General features: G+C 32.8%; 15 protein-coding genes. 10 read left to right on the top strand and 5 right to left on the bottom strand.

The features are described 5' to 3' along the window. Positions 1 to 232: 232 nt before the first annotated feature. Together NLG42_RS09810 and NLG42_RS09805 are read right to left on the bottom strand one after the other, a co-directional pair. Positions 233 to 1,189, bottom strand: coding sequence for a GSCFA domain-containing protein (locus tag NLG42_RS09810; RefSeq protein ID WP_089059299.1), 957 nt, complete (start codon positions 1,187 to 1,189; stop codon positions 233 to 235). Between the two features lie 95 nt (positions 1,190 to 1,284). Further along, positions 1,285 to 2,088, bottom strand: a complete 804-nt coding sequence (locus NLG42_RS09805; RefSeq protein WP_123922207.1) for a hypothetical protein — start codon at positions 2,086 to 2,088, stop codon at positions 1,285 to 1,287. A gap of 350 nt (positions 2,089 to 2,438) precedes the next feature. Between NLG42_RS09805 and NLG42_RS09800 the strand changes: the two genes are divergently transcribed. After that, entirely contained in the window at positions 2,439 to 4,184 is a 1,746-nt protein-coding gene (locus NLG42_RS09800) for an ABC transporter ATP-binding protein (RefSeq protein WP_089059233.1), read from the top strand. Positions 4,185 to 4,468: 284 nt separating this feature from the next. Here NLG42_RS09800 and alaS read toward each other — a convergent pair whose 3' ends face one another. Beyond that, the gene (gene alaS / locus NLG42_RS09795; protein WP_099720130.1) at positions 4,469 to 7,099 is read right to left on the bottom strand and encodes an alanine--tRNA ligase; all 2,631 of its coding nucleotides are present in this window, start codon (positions 7,097 to 7,099) and stop codon (positions 4,469 to 4,471) included. Positions 7,100 to 7,372: 273 nt separating this feature from the next. Between alaS and NLG42_RS09790 the strand changes: the two genes are divergently transcribed. From NLG42_RS09790 to NLG42_RS09750, 9 genes are all read left to right on the top strand, one after another. After that, positions 7,373 to 8,350, top strand: coding sequence for a peptidoglycan DD-metalloendopeptidase family protein (locus NLG42_RS09790; RefSeq protein ID WP_257683636.1), 978 nt, complete (start codon positions 7,373 to 7,375; stop codon positions 8,348 to 8,350). Positions 8,351 to 8,553: 203 nt separating this feature from the next. Beyond that, positions 8,554 to 8,886: a MerR family transcriptional regulator gene (locus tag NLG42_RS09785; protein WP_089053894.1), complete on the top strand. Its 333-nt coding sequence runs from the start codon at positions 8,554 to 8,556 to the stop codon at positions 8,884 to 8,886. Positions 8,887 to 8,920: 34 nt separating this feature from the next. After that, the gene (locus NLG42_RS09780) at positions 8,921 to 9,505 is read left to right on the top strand and encodes a LemA family protein (protein ID WP_089059230.1); all 585 of its coding nucleotides are present in this window, start codon (positions 8,921 to 8,923) and stop codon (positions 9,503 to 9,505) included. Positions 9,506 to 9,596: 91 nt separating this feature from the next. Then, positions 9,597 to 10,034, top strand: a complete 438-nt coding sequence (locus NLG42_RS09775; RefSeq protein ID WP_089053896.1) for a TPM domain-containing protein — start codon at positions 9,597 to 9,599, stop codon at positions 10,032 to 10,034. Between the two features lie 3 nt (positions 10,035 to 10,037). After that, entirely contained in the window at positions 10,038 to 10,868 is an 831-nt protein-coding gene (locus NLG42_RS09770) for a TPM domain-containing protein (RefSeq protein WP_099720133.1), read from the top strand. 110 nt (positions 10,869 to 10,978) lie between these two features. Then, on the top strand, positions 10,979 to 11,392 hold the full coding sequence (locus NLG42_RS09765) for an RrF2 family transcriptional regulator (RefSeq protein ID WP_053470541.1): 414 nt from the start codon (positions 10,979 to 10,981) through the stop codon (positions 11,390 to 11,392). A 251-nt stretch (positions 11,393 to 11,643) separates the two neighbouring features. Next, positions 11,644 to 14,190, top strand: a complete 2,547-nt coding sequence (locus NLG42_RS09760; RefSeq protein ID WP_257683635.1) for a TonB-dependent receptor — start codon at positions 11,644 to 11,646, stop codon at positions 14,188 to 14,190. A 221-nt stretch (positions 14,191 to 14,411) separates the two neighbouring features. After that, positions 14,412 to 14,954: a hypothetical protein gene (locus NLG42_RS09755; RefSeq protein ID WP_099720134.1), complete on the top strand. Its 543-nt coding sequence runs from the start codon at positions 14,412 to 14,414 to the stop codon at positions 14,952 to 14,954. 108 nt (positions 14,955 to 15,062) lie between these two features. Beyond that, entirely contained in the window at positions 15,063 to 15,800 is a 738-nt protein-coding gene (locus tag NLG42_RS09750) for a DUF2490 domain-containing protein (protein WP_257683634.1), read from the top strand. A gap of 121 nt (positions 15,801 to 15,921) precedes the next feature. On the opposite strand, the gene NLG42_RS09745 is transcribed toward NLG42_RS09750, so the two are convergent. Continuing rightward, a complete protein-coding gene (locus tag NLG42_RS09745; protein WP_257683633.1) occupies positions 15,922 to 18,678 on the bottom strand; it encodes an outer membrane beta-barrel protein in 2,757 nt (918 codons plus the stop codon). A 143-nt stretch (positions 18,679 to 18,821) separates the two neighbouring features. Continuing rightward, positions 18,822 to 20,129 (bottom strand): ribosome biogenesis GTPase Der, encoded by a 1,308-nt coding sequence (gene der, locus NLG42_RS09740; protein WP_089059224.1) that lies wholly within the window; start codon positions 20,127 to 20,129, stop codon positions 18,822 to 18,824. Positions 20,130 to 20,221 lie beyond the last annotated feature (92 nt).

The raw sequence follows: 20,221 nt of genomic DNA, 5'->3' as shown, positions 1-20,221 counted from the left end.
TAGATTATAGTTGCATTTAGTATAAAACTGCATTGCTCTGTTTACAAATTTGTAAATTTTAATTCTTAACAATTTACACAATTACCTGCAATTATTCCAAATTTATGGGTAAATAATTGTTTTCTTACTTTTTTTGTTCAGCCGTAAAGACAGAAAGATGCTAAGTTTTTAAAATACATTTAGCAAAATTCTATTGTCTAATACTAATCAAACAACAATACAGTTATTAAAATCAGAACTTAATATGCGGTAATTTTTCTCCTAAAAGATTTATTTTCTGTTGGAGTTTTGCTAAGAATTTTTGATGCTGCTCTGACTCAGGATTAAAACTGCGATGACGTAGACTTTTTTGAATTTCATCTACTTCCTGCATTGCTGAAAAGCTTTCTTGCGAAATACAATTTTCGCTGAAAAGTTTCCAAATATAATCGATCGCTATTTGGTTAGGATGCAGCATATCTTCCGCATAAAAACGATAATCACGAAGTTCGTCCATCATAATCTCGTATGAAGGAAAGTATTCAGTGTTCAGCTTTGAGTGTTCAGTTTTTAAAACTTGATGCAAGGCCGTAAATAAATGTGACTTACTTAATTGATTTTCTACAAAACCATCTTTTATATGGCGTACTGGAGAGATCGTAAAAATGAAATTTATATTTGGATTTAAAGTTTGAATTAGATTAATCGTATTTTGAATACTTTTCTGAATTACATCAACTGATAATAATTGCTTTGAAAATTGTTTTTGAGGGACTTTATGACAATTAGCAACGACTTCATCACTTTGAATATTTCTATAAATCCACGAAGTTCCAAAAGTGATAATAATGTGAGTAGCTTCTTTAATTTTTTTATGCGTTTCGGCAACAGTTTTGTTAAGCGTTTCAAGTAATTCTTGCCTGTCTGAATTGCTTAAATCAGAGTGGACATCGAAACTATGCCAGCGTTCATTATGAAAAAAAACATCTTTCTCAGTAAATAAAACTTCATTGCAAACTCTTTCAAATATTCTTTCAATTGAAACTGGATTGAATATAATTCCAAATGGATTTGTTTCATTTTGAAATTTAAAATAATCGAATTTCTCTGCCATATTTTCAGCGAAGCAAGAACCAACAGAAAGTACTTTCGAATTATAATCGATTGGATTATTACCTTTTGAAATTGGTATTTGGGTTCTGAACTGCATGAGATTGTTTTCTGTAAATTTCGTATATTTTTTACAAACAAAAAAAGCCAGTTGCAAATACAACTGGCTACATTATTTGTTAAGTTCAAAATTTATTAATAAAAATACTCTGTTTTTCCGTATGCATTTCCAGTTTCATCGACATATATTCCAACTACCGGAAAATCATTCTTATCATAATTATATGTAGCTGAATAACTTGAACTAAAATTATAAATAGATTTTACTGTTGATTTCGTTTTGTTATGCGGCAACCAGTTAAAATCTGAGTAAGCTAATAATAAATTAGCTCCTATAACATTTTTAAAAGGATTATTTTTAGTATCGTACTCAATAGCAGTAAATTTAATTCCTGTGGGGTCATCGAAACGTTCATCTTTTACAATAGCATCATTAACATAGATCAACTTGCCGTTTGTTACAGAGGTTTCTTCATTAGTATCTTTGTCGATTGAAGCTATTACAAAAGAAACTGTTCCATCAAGATTATGTATATAAGTCTTTTTGGTTAAAAAAAAGGTACCCGCTTTTAAATTTATTTTTTTTTCAAATAGCGTTTTCAATTTATTATTCTCGTAGATCAAATCAGTTACAGTACTATTATCTTTTCCATAGATTTTTTCATATTTCGTAATTAAATTTCCTGTATAATAGTAATTTTTTGTATAGTTTAAATACCCCGTACCACTTGCAACTTCCTTAACCAGTTTTTTCCCATCATAAGTAAAATTAACTTCAGTAACACCTTCTGTAGTATTCGTTATAATCATTTTTTTTATCAAAATTTCTGATATGTTTGATGGAGTTTCGGTTGAAGGAGTTAAAGATGAATCATCACTGGAACACGAAGAAATTAATACTGTCGACAAGGCAGCAAAAAAGAATAAAATTTTTTTCATTTCGATTTGGTTAAAATTATTATTACAAATCTACTGTAATACAAAATCAAAACCTTACGGGATTCCACATTACAAAATACAAATCCAACTTAAAAAAAATCTTTTAAAACATTAATTATAAACAACATAGAAAAGTAAAAATTTAATAAAAAGTAAAACACCTCATAAATACGAAACTATTTTCTTGTATGCTTTTTTTATAGAAGAGTTAAAAATTGTGTTTTACAGAAATTAAAAATAAAAACTAATATTCATCAAGAAAAAAAATTACATTTTTGATAGTAAAAAGCATCTCTACAAACTAAAACAATTCCTTACTTTTGCATCTTCCACTTTTCTAAAAATCATCTATGAAATTATTATATTCTTATATAATCAAACATAAAATGCTCTTATTTTTTGCTTTGATTATGGCTTCTATAAACATTTGTTTCAGTTTATCAGACTCTATTATTACAGGTAAATTAATGCAGGACTGCGGTGTTGGACTGGCAAAATATAAAGGAAACGAAATGGCGTTTATAAAATCGCTGTCCTTTTGGCTTGGACTTTCGCTTGCTGCCGCGATGATTTCCAGAATTACTAAAAATTTTCAAGATTATTTTACCAATGTCGTGATTCAAAGAACCGGCGCTCAAATGTATACGGACGGAATTAAAAAATCACTCGATTTACCTTACGCCGAATTTGAGGATCAACGAAGCGGTGAAACATTAAGTAAATTAACCAAAGTTCGAACTGATTCTGAAAAGCTGATTACGCTTTCGATTTCATTGATTTTTCAAACGATCATCGGATTCATATTTGTAATTGTTTACGTTGCTCGAATCGATTTTCGCATTTCAATCATTTTTTTAATCACAGCTCCAATTATTGCTTTAGTGAGTTCTTATCTGGGTAAAAAAATTAAAGTTGTTTCTAGAAAAATCGTGAATCAAACTAATGCTTTGGCTGGTTCTACAACAGAGAGTTTACGAAATATCGAATTGGTAAAAAGTTTAGGTTTAACCTATCAGGAAGAAAAACGTTTGAATTTAAATACATTCAAAATTCTGCAATTAGAACTAGAAAAAATCCGTTTTATCAGAAGTTTGAGCTTTATTCAAGGAACAACAGTTCACTTTTTGAGAACTTGCGTCGTTTTTACGTTGTATTATTTCTTATTTGGAAATAAAATTATCGTGGGTGATTTACTAACGATGGTATTTTTCACTTTTTTCATCTTTGGTCCATTACAGGAACTTGGAAATTTTATTATTGCGGTTAATGAAACGAAAGTTTCAATGGAGAATTTCAAAACATTATTAAGCGCTCCGAAAGAATTCCGCCCGAAAAACCCAAAACATGTTGGAGCTATTCAATCTTTATTATTTTCGAATGTAAGTTTCAAACATAGAACGGCAAAATTCAAAGCGGTTGAGAATATTAACTTTGAAATAAAACAAGGACAGACTGTTGCTTTTGTCGGTCCGTCAGGCTCAGGAAAAACCACTTTAGTAAAATTATTGGTTGGTTTGTATACACCTGCAGAAGGTCGAGTTCTTTATAATGATATTGATTCAACCGAAATTGATTTACTTGATTTAAGAAAACAATTAGGTTTTGTAACTCAAGATGCACAGTTATTCTCAGGAACTATTCGTGAAAATTTATTGTTTGTAAAACCAAATGCAACCGACGAGGATTTATATGATGCTTTAAAACGTGCAAGCTGCGATAAACTTCTTAAACGTGCCGAGGATGGTTTAAACACAACAATCGGCGAAGGCGGAATCAAAGTTTCAGGTGGAGAAAAACAACGTTTATCTATCGCCAGAGCCATTCTTAGAAACCCAAATTTATTAATTTTTGATGAAGCAACTTCGGCTTTAGATTCAATTACAGAAGAAGAAATTAATGCGACAATCAGAAATATTTCAGACAAAAATAGAATCACCGTTTTAATTGCGCATCGTTTATCAACCGTAATGCACGCTGACAGAATTTTCGTTTTGGAACAAGGTAAAATCATCGAACAAGGCAAACATGATGATTTGATTGTTGAAAAAGGATTGTATTATGCTATGTGGCGCCAGCAGATTGGGGAGCGTAAGTAGCTTTTTTTTAGGCGCTAAGGTTCTGAGGCACTAAGGTTCTAAGTTTCTTTAACAATCGAAAAACTTACTATTTGTCATTTCGACGAAGGAGAAATCTCCGCAAGTAACTCCGCAACGCGAATCCAATCTTTGTCGAGCTTCTCACGCAGATTTCTCCTTTCAGTCGAAATGACATAAAATGAGAAAATGCTATAAATACAAAACCCGACAGGTTTTAAAAACCTGTCGGGTTTGTTGTGAATTATAAAAACTTAGTCCCTTAGTATCTTAGAACCTAAGAATCTTTATTTAACAAAATCAACCGCTTTAGTCAAAGCCTCAGCAATTCCGTCAACATTTTTACCTCCTGCAGTTGCGAAGAAAGGTTGTCCTCCTCCTCCACCTTGGATGTATTTTCCTAATTCGCGAACAACTTGTCCTGCGTTTAGATTTTTATCAGCAACAATCTCTTTCGAAATATAACATGTCAGCATTGGTTTTCCTTCGTGAGCCGTAGCAAAAACCACAAAAAGATTATTGTATGAATTACCCAACTCATAAGCTAAATCTTTTGCTCCTTCTGGATTTAAATCTACTTGTTTCGCTAAGAATTGAACTCCGTTGATTTCTTGTAATTCCTTCGCCAAATCCGCTTTCATATTTTTAGCTTTATCTTTCAATAAAACCTCCAATTGTTTTTTCAATTGAGCATTTTCATCTTGCAATGCTTGAATTGCTTTTACAGGATCTTGCGCATTTTTAAGTGCTTCTTTAATTTCATTAAATGAAACAGCTTGAGACTCAAAATACTCTTTTGCAGCTTCACTTGTAATTGCTTCAATTCTTCTAATTCCTGATGCAACAGCACCTTCAGAAACAATTTTAAAATGCCAGATATCAGATGTATTAGCAACGTGTGTTCCTCCGCATAATTCAACTGAATCACCAAATTTAATCATACGAACTAAATCACCATATTTTTCTCCAAACAAAGCAATTGCACCTTCTTCAAGAGCTTGATCTTTTGGTATTGCTCTTTTCTCGATTAATGGTAAACTTTCACGAATCCTTGCATTTACGAAATTCTCTACTTCTGCCAATTCCTCATCACTAACTTTAGAGAAATGAGAAAAGTCAAAACGTAATGAAGAATTACGAACCATCGAACCTTTTTGCTCAATATGAGTTCCTAAAATTTTTCTCAAACCTTGGTGCAATAAATGCGTAGCCGAGTGATTTGATGAAGTTTTAGCTCTTTGTAAAGAATCAACAACAGCATTAAAAGTACCTGTAATATTTTCAGGCAGCGATTTTGCTAAATGTATCGTTTGGTTATTCTCTTTTTTAGTATCGATGATATAAATAATATCTCCATTTTGAGATTCTAAATATCCTTTATCTCCTGTTTGTCCTCCGCTTTCTCCGTAAAATGGAGTTGCATTGAAAACTAATTGGTAGATTTCTCCATCTTTTACACTGTCAACTCTACGGTATTTAGTGATTTTTACCTGCTGAGATAATCTGTCATATCCAACAAATTCCTGAATATCATCTTCAACAATTACGTTCCAATCTCCAGCTGTTACTTTTGATGCAGCACGAGATCTTTCTTTTTGTAATTGCAATTGTTCCTGGAATCCAGCTTCATCTAGTTTTAATCCTTTTTCAGAAAGAATCAAAGCTGTTAAATCGATTGGAAAACCGTAAGTATCATACAATTCGAATGCTTTTTTACCATCGATTGTATCTCCTTGATTATTTAAAATTACAGCGTCTAAAAGAATCAAACCTTGATCTAAAGTACGTAAGAAAGAGTTTTCTTCTTCACGAATTACATTCGAACAAAGAGCTTTCTGCGTTCTGATTTCTGGGAAAGAATCTCCCATTTGCTCGCTCAAAGTCTCCACCAATTTATAAATAAACGGTTCTTTAGTATTTAAGAAAGTAAATCCGTAACGAATTGCACGACGTAAAATTCTACGAATTACATATCCAGCTCCAGTGTTAGATGGCAATTGTCCATCGGCAATAGCAAAAGCTACAGCACGAACGTGATCTGCCACAACACGAATTGCGATATTTACTTTATCTTCTGCTTCGTTTGAAGCTTTAACAGTATAATTTGCTCCAGTAATGGTTTCAATTTCCCTAATTAAAGGCATGAAAACATCAGTGTCATAGTTTGATGTTTTTCCTTGCAATGCCATACACAAACGCTCAAATCCCATTCCGGTATCAACGTGTTGCGCAGGAAGTTTTTCTAAAGAACCATCTGCCTTACGATTGAATTCCATGAATACATTATTCCAGATTTCAACTACTTGCGGGTGATCGTTATTTACCAAACTTTTTCCTGAAACTGCTGCCTTTTCTTCTGGAGTACGTAAATCAACGTGAATTTCAGAACAAGGTCCACATGGTCCTTGATCTCCCATTTCCCAGAAATTATCCTTTTTGTTACCAAGAATAATTCGGTCTTCGTCGATTAATGTTTTCCAAATATCCCAAGCTTCCTGATCAAACGGAACATTATCTTCTTTGCTTCCTTCAAAAACAGAAACATAAAGATTTTCTTTTGGTATTTTATACACTTCCGTCAATAATTCCCAAGCCCAATTGATTGCTTCTTTTTTAAAGTAATCACCAAAAGACCAGTTACCTAACATCTCAAACATAGTATGGTGATAGGTATCAATACCAACTTCCTCAAGATCGTTATGTTTTCCTGAAACACGAAGACATTTTTGCGTATCGGCTATTCTTGGACTTTTTGGAGTTCCGTTTCCTAAGAAAAATTCTTTAAACTGGGCCATTCCCGAGTTATTGAACATTAAGGTTGGGTCGTCTTTAAGTACAATCGGAGCCGAAGGAACAATAGTATGCCCTTTACTCTCAAAAAAATCTAAAAATTGTTTACGTACGTCTTGTGATTTCATATTTAAATTAGAAAATGTGTCAATTTGAAAATGTGATAATTTATGACAACGAGATAATTTAATCAATCTGAAAATGTGATTCTTAGAAAAACGCAATTAAAAACTTAAAATTTAAAACACTAAATTTCGTTTTTAAAGCATTATCTAATTCTCAAATTGACACATTACCTAATTGTTTTAATTCTTGAAAAAAAGCCCCGAACAACTGAAACATTTAGTAATTTTGTTCGACTAACTACTTTTACAAGCTGCAAAAATAGCGTATTTTAAAATATGGCGAAAGTAAAATATTATTACGACTCAGAAAATCTGGCTTATACAAAAATAAAAACCAGAAAAAGGATTAAATTCGGCTATATCTTGCTGTTTTTATTGGCTTCAGCATTATTTGGTTTTTTAGTTTTTGTACTTCTGCTTAATACTCCCTATTTTGAAACTCCAAGAGATCGTTTACAGGCACGTGAAATCGAAAATTTAAAACTGCAATATTCTATTTTGAATAAAAAACTGGATGAAATTGATGCTGTTGCTGAAGCACTTGAAGATCGAGATAATAATATTTATAGAGTTTATTTTAATAAAGGAGAAATTCCAGATTCCATTCGAAAAGCAGGTTTTAGAGACCCTGAAAGATATAAAATATTAGAAGGATACAATAATTCGCAACTGGTCCTAAACACCACAAAGCGAATCGATAAACTTTCTAAAGAATTGGCTATTCAATCTAAATCATTAGATGAAATATTAAAATTGGCAAGTACAAAAGGAAATCTATTATTAGCCATTCCGGCAATTCAGCCAGTTCAAAATGAAAATCTAAAAAGGGTTGCATCTGGTTTTGGATATAGAATCGATCCTTTCACAAAAGTGCGAAAAATGCATAACGGAATGGATTTTACTGCCAGCACGGGCTCACCCGTTTTTGCCACTGGCGACGGCGTAGTAGAAAGAGCTGATGCCGCCGCATCTGGATTTGGAAATCACGTTGTAATTAGGCACGGTTTTGGTTACGAAAGTTTATACGCTCATTTAAGCAAATACAATTGCAGACCAGGACAAAAAGTAAAAAGAGGTGACATAATTGGTTATGTAGGAAGCACAGGAAGATCTGAAGGACCGCATTGTCATTATGAAGTTCATAAAGACGGAAAAGTCGTAAATCCGCTGAATTTTTATTACGGAAACATTTCGGCAGTAGAATATGTCGCGATTTCGCAAATGGCAAACCAAGAAAATCAGTCATTAGATTAACATACGCTAGTCAAAAGTTGTAAAGTTGTAAAGTCATAAAGTTGTTACCGATGTTGACTTTGTGCTTTTTTTTTAAACATACCCAGTGGGTAAAAATAAAAAAACAAATGCAGGACTTTAAAAACTTTATGACTTTTGACTTTCGACTTTAGGGTTCCACTCTAAAAAGTACTATTTTTGAAATAAATTAGAAAGAAAAAAACATGCATATCGAGCTTTCAAAAGATAAAAGATATTTCAGTATTGGCGAAGTTGCCAAAGCTTTTAATGTCAATGCATCATTGATTCGGTTTTGGGACAGCGAATTTGATATTTTAAAACCAAAAAAGAATGCCAAAGGAAACAGAATGTTTACGCCGGATGATATTACCAATTTGCAATTGATTTATCACCTTGTTAAAGAAAGAGGTTTTACATTGGAAGGTGCAAAAACACACCTAAAAGAGGGCCAAAAGAAAACATTAGATAAATTCGAAATAATACGTAAATTAGAGACGATAAAAACACAATTAAACGAAATAAAAAACGAATTGTAATTAAAAATAGAAATAAACTTAAATCAAAACTAATATGAAAAAATGGTTAATCCCCGTAGGAATTATTGTTGTACTAATTGCTATAGTTGCATTTTGGTCAATTGGAATTAAAAATACTGCTTTACAACACAGCCAAGCGGTTAATAAAGAGTGGGGAAATGTTAGTACTACTTACCAAAGAAGAAATGACCTTATTGGAAACTTAGTAAACACGGTAAAAGGTGCTGCTGATTTTGAAAAATCAACTTTGACAGCAGTAATCGAAGCTCGTGCAAAAGCAACATCTGTAACAATTGATCCTAGTAATGTTACTCCAGAGCAATTAGCACAATTTAATCAAGCTCAAAGCGGTGTATCTTCATCTTTATCAAGATTATTAGTTTCTGTGGAGCAATATCCAACTTTAAAAGCTAATGAGAACTTCTTGAAATTACAAGATGAATTAGCAAGTACTGAAAACCAAATTTTAACGGCTAGAACTCGTTTTAACGAAGCGGTACAAGTATACAACGGTTATGTTTTATCTATCCCGAACAAATGGTTCTTGAGCGAATACAAAGAAAAACCATACTTTGAAGCTGTTGCCGGTGCTGAAAAACCAGTTGAAGTAAAATTCTAAGAATTAGATTTAATATTTTTGATTAACGATTGTTGATTTTAGAATTACTCTGAAATCGGCAATCGTTAATCTTCACTCAAAAATAATTTCAATGTCAAAAGTAGAAGATTTTTTAAGCAAAGAAGAAGAGCAAGAAATTGTTGAAGCTATTCGTATGGCCGAAAAAAACACTTCTGGCGAAATTAGAGTTCATATAGAAAGAACATCTTCTAAAGCTCATTATGATAGAGCTTTAGAAGTTTTTCATGAATTAAAAATGCATGAAACCAGGTTAAAAAATGGTGTATTGCTTTATTTTGCTGTTGATGATAAGAATTTTGTCATTTGCGGTGACAAAGGAATTAATGATTTAGTTGCAGACGATTTTTGGCATTGTACCAAAGACATTATGACCAACCATTTTAAATCCGGAAACTTTAAACAAGGTATTGTTGACGGCATTTTAAATGCAGGCGAGCAATTGAAAAAATATTTTCCTTCATTGGCAGACGATACAAACGAATTATCTAACGAAATCTCAAAAGGATAAATAATGAAAAATTCCAAAAATAAAATCTCAAATTCCAATAGAATTTTTCAGTTTACCCTTCTGTTCATTACTTTTTTTACAAGCAATATCATTCTTGCACAATTTGAAATTCCAAAAAAACCAGATTTTCAAACCTCGGTTTATGATTATGCTAATGTTTTAAGTGCTTCTGAAAAAACGCAGTTAGAAGAAAAACTAATTCGATATTCAGATTCTACGTCAACACAAATTGTAGTCATTACAATTGAAAGTTTAAAAGGCGAAGACGTAAGTCAATTAGCTACAAAATGGGCTCAAACTTGGGGATTAGGTCAAGCAAAAGAAGACAATGGCGTTATTATCTTACTGGCTAAAGCCGAGAAGAAAATCGCTATAAATCCTGGATATGGCTTAGAAGATAGATTGACAGCTGGTATTGGCGGAACCATTATTCGTAATATTATTATTCCTGAATTTAAAGCAGGAAGTTATTACCGCGGACTTGATAAAGGTGCTGATGCTCTTTTTGATGTTTTTAAAGGCAAATACAAAGGTGAACGCAAGCAGACTAAAGGAAAAGATTTTCCAATACTCCCGTTTATTATAATTGTTGTAATTGTTTTAATTTTACTCTCTCGAAATAAAAGAGGCGGCGGTGGAAATTCTGGGAACAATGGCGGCGGCGGTCCTAGTTTACTTGATGTTATTATTCTAAGTAATCTTGGAAGAAGCGGCGGTGGATTTGGAGGTTTTGGCGGCGGATCATCTGGAGGCGGTTTCGGCGGAGGCGGAGGCTTCGGCGGTGGATTTGGCGGAGGCGGATTCTCTGGCGGTGGTTCAAGCGGAGGCTGGTAATTTTTTTGGCTTCAGGTTTCAGGTTTTTCTTGTTTCAGGTTTTAAACTCAATAACAACGATCAGTCTAAAAATTTATAATTCATAACTCACAATTTATAACTCAATATAGATGTTATCACATAAAGCAAAATACGCCCTTAAGGCCTTACTTTATTTAGCAGAACAAGACGAAAATCACATTTCTAGAACAATAGAAATTGCTGATGGCGCTAACATTCCTAAAAAGTTTTTAGAACAAATTTTATTAGATCTAAAACGAGGACGTTTTGTGAGCAGCAAGCAGGGAAAATTTGGTGGATATTATCTGATAAAATCAAAAAATGATATCACTTTGGCAGAAATTCACCGATTATTTGACGGTGCAATTGCACTTTTGCCATGCGCTTCTTTAAATTTTTATGAGCCTTGCTCTGATTGTAAAACCGAGTCTGAATGCAGTCTGCGTCACGGTTTAATGCTTATCAGAGACAAAACTTTAAAGGCAATGGAAGGCATCACAATCGCTTCATTAGTAAATAAATAAAAAAATATTTTATAATTCCTATTAAATCCATAGAATTAATTACATATATTTGCCAAAAATAATTAACAAACCATTTACAAAATTTTAACTCATGAAAGTACATTTTAGTTCATCAGGTGTAACAAAACTTTGGCAAAACAATTCTACAAGACTTTTCGCAGTTGTGAAAAGCAATTCCTCTATAATGTGTATGTGTTGATTTAAAAAAATTTTATTTTAAACTCTACTAATCACATATACTTAATGTAAAAATGAAAACATTTACACAAAATATCTTTACAATAGTATTCTTTTTAACTTTCTCTTTCTCATTTGCACAGAACATTGAAGGTGTTGTTACAACAAGTGAAAATACTCCTTTAGAAGCCGTTAACGTGGTAGTTAAAGGAACTACGAACAGTGCTGTTACTGACAACAGCGGAAAATTTACAATCGATTCAAAAGGAAGATTACCTTTGACACTTTTAATTCAGTACGTTGGATATACAACTGCTGAAATCGAAGTAACTGCAATACCAGTAAACCCAATTCAAGTTCTGCTAAAAGAAGAAAATGAACTTATTGAAGTTGTAGTATCTTCAAGACGTCGTATAGAAAAAGTTCAAGATGTTCCAATTGCTATTTCGGTTATTACAGGAAAACAAGCAGAGCAAACTGGAGCTTTTAATGTTAATAGAATTAAAGAATTAGTTCCTTCAGTACAACTTTATTCTTCAAATCCAAGAAATACAGGTATCAACATTAGAAGTTTAGGTTCTCCTTTCGGATTAACAAATGACGGTATTGATCCAGGTGTTGGTTTTTACGTTGACGGCGTTTACTACGCGCGTCCGGCAGCTACAACTCTAGATTTTATTGATATAGAACAAATTGAGGTATTACGCGGACCGCAAGGATCATTGTTTGGAAAAAACACGACTTCGGGAGCCTTTAATATAACAACTCGTAAACCAAGTTTTACTACTGGTGCCGATTTTGAAGTAAGCTACGGAAATTTTGCTTTCTTGCAGGCTAAAGCTTCGGTGACTGGCGCTTTAGAAAAAAAGGTTGCTGGTAGATTATCTTTCTCAGGAACACAACGTGATGGTCTAGTTGATAATATTGTGACTGGAAGACCTACAAATACATTAAACAATCAAGGAATTAGAGGTCAATTACTTTTTACTCCTTCTGTAAATACAAACATTATTCTTGCTGCTGATATTACAACACAGCGTCCAGACGGATATGCTCAGGTTATTGCTGGTGTTGCGCCAACACAAAGAGCTGCTTACCGTCAATTTAATGCTATTATCAAAGATTTAAATTATCAGCTTCCAAGTCAAAATGCATTTGATCGTAAAATTGATCAAGACACACCATGGCGTTCTGGACAAGATATGGGAGGTGTTTCGTTGAATATTGACACAAAAATTGGAGGAGGAACTCTTACTTCTACAACTGCTTGGCGTTTTTGGAATTGGGATCCGTCAAACGATAGAGATTTTACAGGATTACAAGTATTGGCTAAATCACAAAATCCAACAAGACAAACGCAGTTAACGCAAGAAGTACGTTATGCAGGACAACTTACATCAAAATTAAGCGGTGTTGCCGGAGTATTCTTTATTGACCAAACATCACAAACAAATGGCACTGAAGAATCTGGAAATGCACAATGGAGATTTGCTCAAAGTTCAACAAGCCCGTTATGGAAAACTCCTGGTCTTTTTGAAGGTTATGGTATCAAAACCGACGCTCGTATTAGAGCATCAAGTGCTGCAGTATTTGGACAATTGGACTGGGCATTAACAGAGCGTTTACACGTTTTACCTGGTTTAAGATATAATTTTGACAAAAAAGATGCTCATTATGCTAGAACAACATACGGCGGATTACAAACAACTGATCCTGCATTGCTGGCTTTGAAAAAACAAGTTTACTCGGATCAAGCTTTTGATTCTAGTACCGACAACACTGATTTTTCAGGAAACATTACTGTTACTTATAAATTCAGCGATAAAATCAATGCTTACGGAACTTATGCTAAAAGTTACAAACCAGTTGGTGTAAATGTTGCAGGTCTTCCAACAGATTCGAAAGGACAGCCATTGTTAGATCTTGCAGTTATTAAACCTGAAAAGGTGAATCATTATGAAATTGGAATCAAGACTTCTCCATTTAGAAATTCGATCTTCAATTTAGCCTTTTTTGATACTGATATTAAAGATTTTCAAACTAACGTTCAAGCTGCAGAATTGGGTGTAAACAGGGGTTATCTTGCTAATGCTGACAAAGTACGTGTGAAAGGTGCTGAGCTTGATGCTAGTTTTGTTGTAAGCACGCACTTAACAATAAACGCTGCGGCTACTTATACTGATGGAAAGTATGTTAAATTTACAAATGCACCGCTTCCATTAGAAGAAACTGGAGCTCCAGTATCGTTTAAAGATGTTTCTGGAACTACTCTACCAGGTGCTTCAAGATGGGCAGGATCTCTAGGAGGTGAACTTTCTGATAATGCAAGATTCTTTGGAAACGCTGGAAAAGTTTTTGTTGCTGTTGATTCATACGCTCGTTCTGAATTTTCGTCAAGCCCTTCGGCTTCAAAATATTTAGTTGTGCCAGGTTACGCAATTTTTAATGCTCGTTTAGGTTTCCGTGCTTCACAAGGATTATCAATTCACTTTTGGGGACGTAATCTTTTAAACAAAGATTATTACGAGCAATTGTTACCTGCAGGAGGAAATGCGGGACAATATGCAGGTGTTCTTGGAGATCAAAGAACTTATGGAATTACATTGAAATATAACTTATAGATTTAAATTAAAGTTAGAAACTTAAATTAACGAGATGCGTTTTACACGTATCTCGTTTTTTTTATCAAAAGAATTCAAAAGACATAAACTGTTATTTTAAAAACTTTTAGCAGCATTTCGTTTCATTTTTTAAAATGATCTTTATTGATGATTTTACACAAACGAACCTTTTTCTAATCTCGGAAACAGCAAAATCCAAGGAGAATTAATCAAATATAAAAATGCAGCACTATTACAATTTTAAAGTTTCAAAAAACCAGATTTCATTTGAACCGTATTGGCATCATAAATCTTATTTACTTCTAAACTTTATTTTGGGAATTATTGTTTTAGTTATTGGAATTACGATTACATACTTAATCGACTTAAAAGGAGGTTTAATTTTTTCGATTCTAATTAGTACAGCTATATTCCTTAACAGCATTTATAGAGGGACAATCCAAAATAAAACAATATTACTTTTTGATAAAACGGAGAATGCTTTTTATAAAATTACTCCGCTTGCAAAAAAGAAAATTAGTGCGTTAAACAGTATTTTAGGCATTACAACAAAATCAGGATCATTCCATTTTAATTATATTCTGATACTTAAAAACAAAACTTCAATTAAAAAGATTCATTTAACCGATGATATAAAAATTGAAAATCAAAATAATCCTGAAGTTCGTTTTTTAGAAATGGAAATAATCCCTCAATTGGAGTCCTTTTTAAATTTGAAAAAAGAAGCATTAATCATTTTTGATTCCGAATTAATAAATATTTAATCGGCAAAACAATCACAAAATCAAACAGAAAGCATAATAAAAAATAACTTTCATTTCAGTTCATTTATTCACATTTGTATATATTCGCAGCCTGAATTTATCAATTGAATGAAGTTTTTCAAATTATTTTTTTTTCTAGGCTTAATTAGTCCCTTTTTATCTGCACAAAATCAAAAGAAAACAGATCAGCAGACATTAGCATGGATTAGATATTACAATATCTTGCCTTTGAGCGAGAAATGGGCACTTCACTCCGAATTTGATAATCGCAGCTTTTTAAATCCTATTCACCAAAACTTATTTGTAATACGCGTTCAAGGACGATATCGTGCTGCTAAAACTATAGATTTAGGAGGAGGTTTTGCTTACTTTAATGTAAATACTCAAGACCCAAATGTCGATCCTAATTTTTCAATTCCTGAGTATCGAGCTCAGCAGGATATTACTTTTATAAATGATATTGCCAAAATTACTGTTCACAATCGTTTTCAGCTTGAAGAGCGTTTTTTTCAGAAAGCGAGTAAAACAGAATTACTAGACAATTTTTCTTTTGCTTATCGATTTCGCTACAGACTGCAGTCGACATTTACATTATGGGAAAAAGAGAAACGAAGTTTAAAAGGCACAATCTCTGATGAAATCATGTTTAATTTTGGAAAAGATAATAAGCGAAATACATTCGATCAAAACAGACTTTATGCGGCGCTTCGCTATCACATTAATCCAAACATTGGTCTAGAATTAGGTTACTTAAAAAGTTTCCAAAGACGTGCCAGCGGAATTGATTTTTATAATCGAGATATTATCCGATTTACACTTTATCACCGAATCGACCGCAAATTGTAAGTTGTGAGTTGTAAATTTAATTAAAGTCTCTCCTGTTTACTTTATTTCAGATCAGTCTTTAAAATACAAAAAGAGACGCACTTCAGTGCGCCTCTTCGTTAAAATCTATTAACCTAAAAAACTATTCCTCTCTCATTCTTTTCTTTCCTCCTTTTTTTTCGGCGCCAGCAAAGTTTCCTATTTTATAACTTACGGAAAACATTACATAACGTTTTAAAACTGTGTTTTCTTCATCGCGAATAGACGTTGCCGAAATTGTTCTCGTTGCACTTTGATTCTGATTTAAAATATCATAAACTTTTACTTTTGCGTAGATCTTTTTATCAAAAAAGCCATAAGATAAACTGGTATTCCAGAGGTAAAAATCCTTCTTGAAATTACTTGAGATATTAGAATTATAGGTGTATCCAAAATCATTTCCAAAAATTAAATTGGCAGGCCAATAACTTGTAGTCTGCAAATTAATTCTGTGCACTACATTTGAACTTGCATCTCTTAAGATATTTTCATACTTAGTTTCGTTGTATGATAAACTATACGATGGAGAAATAGAAAGCAATTCTCCATATTCATAAGTCATATATAATCTTGGAGTCACGGCTGTAGATTTTGCATTGTACAAAACAGCATTCGTAAATCCTTTATCAAAAGAGTAACTTCCGTTTAAACCCAATCCATAACGCAGGATGTGAGCATCTCTTTTAATCGATTGATTCCAATTTCCTCCAATAGAAGTCGTATAAGTTCCCGAAATATTTACGTAAGTAGTTGTTCTTTTTCCACTGTCATCATAAACTGAAGTAGAAACTACATCATTATTAAAATAATCTCCTTTTACATACAAACTATATCCTGAACGAGTTCTAAAATCATAGTTTTTAAAAGTAAAATTGGCACTGTTTTTTTCAATTGGCTTTAAATTCGGATTTCCGACGATGGTATTCAATGGATTATTCAAATTTACTACCGGCATTAATTCTACCGCTGACGGCAATGCATTTGAATAATCATATTTGAATGAAAGAAATTTTGAACGGCTGAATTTGTATCGCAATTGAGCATCGGCAAAAGGCAATGCGTATCTTTTATCCAAATCTGTTGCTTGATTTAAGTAAAGGGAGTGATTATCAAAATCAATTATCGCTGTTCTCGTATTTACGTTTAAAGTGTATTTATTTTTCTGCCAAGTAATTCCAACTTTTGGACTGATAGAATTTTGTCTCGAAGTAGTATAATTTGTCAACGATTCATTTAAATCAGAATAAGATTGTGTTGCTGCATCAAAATCAAAAGTTTTCGCATCTTTCATCTCACTTTTCCAATCGAAATCAGTACCAAATCTAATTCGCAATGAATCTGTTACCGGCTCCGTATATTCGATTTCAAATGAATAAGCATCATTTTTATTACTGTTTTGTCCTTTCTGGTTTCGATCGTCGCTAGGTTTACTGTCTTGATAAAAAATAGTCTGCGAAACATTAAATGAATCCGAGTTGGTACTTGTATTGTTATTATCAAAAACAAAACTTAGATTACGCCAGTTTTTCGCAAATGCTTTATTAAAATTAATCGTATTTGCAAAACTGTTGTTTGTACTTTCTGAATGAGAATTTGCTTTACTTTCGTTTAATGCATTTCCATTTTCATCTTCAGAAGAACTCGAAGATGACGAATTTCCGTTAGAACGTGACTGATTAACTTTTGGTACAATTACAAGTCTTGTCGATGGATTTATTTTGTATTCTAATTCAAAATTAGCACTATTACCCGTATTTTCATTTTTAGTTTTTGAATCAGAAGAAGTGAGAATATTTCCCGTTGGCAAAAAACTTACTTGATCTGCTTTACTGTCGTTTTTGTTAATTGAGTTTGAAAAATTGTAACTTCCCATAGCTGCTAATTTTTCTGTCCAATCATCAGAATAATTCACTCCTACTAAATTAGACTGTGTAATTCCTTTACCACTGTTGGAACTTCCGCCTCCGCCTCTATTATTTCGGCCTCCGCCCATATTATCAAAAACCTCATCCATAGCAAAACCAGTAGAGTTGATGTTGTTTGATGAAGCGAGAACACTAATTTTTTGTTTATTATTAAAGAAATTTAAAAGAAGACTGCTTTCATAGCGATCATCAGAACCATAACCTCCCAATATTTTTCCGAAATAACCTTTATTTTTCTTTTCATCGATCGTGATATTAAGACTCGAAAAATCAGAAGTAGATTCTTGTTTTGAAAGCTCTTCTTTTTTGGTTTTAAAATCCGAAACTTGAATTTTCTTTATAATATCAGCTGGAAGATTTTTTATAGCTATGGCACCGTCTTTATCAAAAAAAGTCTTTCCATTTACTAAAACTTGATTAACCTCTCTCCCATTTACTGTGATTTTACCATTATTATCAACATCAAAACCGGGCAGTTGTTTCAGTAAAGTTTCAACATTTGAATCGGGACGTACTTTATAAGAAGCTGCATTAAACTCTAATGTATCTTTTTTTATAGTGATTGGAGCGGCTTCCGTTTTTATAATTACATCTTTCAATGCATTTACATTTTCTAAAAGATACAGTTTACCAAAATCTTTACTTTCCAACAGTGCTTTTTCTTCTTCAAAATAGGGTTGATATCCCATATAATTCACTTTCAAGAAAACAGGTTTGTCATACTTTCTTGTTTTAATACTAAAAAAACCATTTTTATCTGTGGTGGCATATTCTAAAACGGTTGAGTCTTTAACAGTTGTAAAGTAAACCGTTGCCAGCTCTAATGGCAGTTGAGTATTAATATCAACAACGGTACCTTTTACAATGATATCGTTCTGGGCATTAGCCGAAAAACAAAGAAAACAAATGAGTATAAGCCAAAAATATTTGGTCATAAAATTGGGTTGGTTAATTAGTTTGATCTATTAGACTACAAAATAGGCAAAAGGTTTAATTGTGGTTTTTACATTTATCCAAATAGCATGCCATTAAAAAACTAGGCACAAAAAAAAGTCCCCTTAAATGGGGACTCCTATTTTTATTTCTCTCGAATATAAATATCAATCGGAACTCCTGCAAAATCCCAATTGTCACGAATTTTATTCTCCAAATATCTTTTATATGGTTCTTTTACGTATTGAGGCATATTGGCAAAAAATACAAACTGAGGTGTTTGCGTTGGCAATTGCATGCAATATTTAATTTTCACATATTTACCTTTTGTTGCCGGCGGTGGATATGCTTCAATAACTTTCAACATATATTCATTGAATTTTGAAGTCGAAATTCTTTGCTTTCTATTTTCAAAAACTTGAACTGTCGCTTCTAATGCTTTTAGTAAACGCTGTTTTGTTAAAGCCGAAACAAACAAAATTGGCACATCTGTAAAAGGCATTAATTCTCTTTTGATTTTTTCTTCGTAATCACGGCTTGACATGGTATCTTTTTCGACCAAATCCCATTTGTTTACTAAGATTACAACACCTTTACGGTTTTTCTCTGCAAGCCAAAAAATACTTTGATCCTGACCTTCAAAACCACGAGTTGCATCGATTACTAAGATACAAACATCGGCATGCTCAATTGCTCTTACAGAACGCATTACGGAGTAAAACTCTAAATCTTCTTTAACTTTTGCTTTACGACGAATTCCTGCAGTGTCAACTAAATTAAATTCAAAACCAAAACGGTCAAATTTAGTATCAATGGCATCACGAGTTGTACCAGCAATATCAGTTACAATATAACGATCTTGACCAATTAAGGCATTGATAAAACTAGATTTTCCTGCATTTGGACGTCCTACAACTGCAAAACGAGGTAATTCTTCAGTAACTTCAACTGGTTCTTTTTCTGGAAATGCATCAATTAAAGCATCTAATAAATCTCCAGTTCCGCTTCCTGAGATACTTGCAAACGTATAATAATCTCCTAAACCAAGATTATAAAACTCAATTGCATCTTTCTCACGCATTGCGTTATCTACTTTATTTACAGCCAATAAAACTGGTTTTGTTACTTTACGCAACAATTTAGCAACCGTTTCATCCATTGGTGTAATTCCTTCTTCTACATCAACTACAAAAATAATAACATCGGCTTCGTCGATAGCAAGCTCTACTTGTTTACGGATTTCACCTTCAAATACGTCATCAGATCCGCGAACGTATCCACCCGTATCAATTACAGAAAACTCTTTTCCGTTCCACTCGCTTTTACCATAGTTTCTATCACGGGTAACCCCAGATACTGAATCTACAATAGCTTCTCTTCTTTGTATCAGCCTATTAAAAAGGGTCGATTTCCCTACATTAGGTCTTCCTACTATCGCAACAATGTTATTCATTTTTTTGAATTTTAGATTCCTGATTTACAATTTTAGATTTGTTTTTTGACTAAATCACAATAAATTATAAATCCAAAATGCTTTATTTAAAT

The sequence above is a fragment of the Flavobacterium plurextorum genome, assembly GCF_024638035.1.
Taxonomy (GTDB): Bacteria; Bacteroidota; Bacteroidia; order Flavobacteriales; family Flavobacteriaceae; genus Flavobacterium; species Flavobacterium plurextorum.
Note: the sequence above shows the minus strand (reverse complement) of the source record. Positions and strands in the feature narration are given on the sequence as shown.

Excerpts from the sequence above, each read along its gene's own strand:
- NLG42_RS09810 (WP_089059299.1), bottom strand. The coding sequence starts at position 1,189 with ATGCAGTTCAGAACCCAAATACCAATTTCAAAAGGTAATAATCCAATC.
- der (WP_089059224.1), bottom strand. The coding sequence starts at position 20,129 with ATGAATAACATTGTTGCGATAGTAGGAAGACCTAATGTAGGGAAATCG.
- NLG42_RS09785 (WP_089053894.1), top strand. The coding sequence starts at position 8,554 with ATGCATATCGAGCTTTCAAAAGATAAAAGATATTTCAGTATTGGCGAA.
- NLG42_RS09775 (WP_089053896.1), top strand. The coding sequence starts at position 9,597 with ATGTCAAAAGTAGAAGATTTTTTAAGCAAAGAAGAAGAGCAAGAAATT.
- NLG42_RS09790 (WP_257683636.1), top strand. The coding sequence starts at position 7,373 with ATGGCGAAAGTAAAATATTATTACGACTCAGAAAATCTGGCTTATACA.
- NLG42_RS09780 (WP_089059230.1), top strand. The coding sequence starts at position 8,921 with ATGAAAAAATGGTTAATCCCCGTAGGAATTATTGTTGTACTAATTGCT.
- NLG42_RS09745 (WP_257683633.1), bottom strand. The coding sequence starts at position 18,678 with ATGACCAAATATTTTTGGCTTATACTCATTTGTTTTCTTTGTTTTTCG.
- NLG42_RS09760 (WP_257683635.1), top strand. The coding sequence starts at position 11,644 with ATGAAAACATTTACACAAAATATCTTTACAATAGTATTCTTTTTAACT.
- NLG42_RS09755 (WP_099720134.1), top strand. The coding sequence starts at position 14,412 with ATGCAGCACTATTACAATTTTAAAGTTTCAAAAAACCAGATTTCATTT.
- NLG42_RS09765 (WP_053470541.1), top strand. The coding sequence starts at position 10,979 with ATGTTATCACATAAAGCAAAATACGCCCTTAAGGCCTTACTTTATTTA.
- NLG42_RS09800 (WP_089059233.1), top strand. The coding sequence starts at position 2,439 with ATGAAATTATTATATTCTTATATAATCAAACATAAAATGCTCTTATTT.
- NLG42_RS09770 (WP_099720133.1), top strand. The coding sequence starts at position 10,038 with ATGAAAAATTCCAAAAATAAAATCTCAAATTCCAATAGAATTTTTCAG.
- alaS (WP_099720130.1), bottom strand. The coding sequence starts at position 7,099 with ATGAAATCACAAGACGTACGTAAACAATTTTTAGATTTTTTTGAGAGT.
- NLG42_RS09805 (WP_123922207.1), bottom strand. The coding sequence starts at position 2,088 with ATGAAAAAAATTTTATTCTTTTTTGCTGCCTTGTCGACAGTATTAATT.
- NLG42_RS09750 (WP_257683634.1), top strand. The coding sequence starts at position 15,063 with ATGAAGTTTTTCAAATTATTTTTTTTTCTAGGCTTAATTAGTCCCTTT.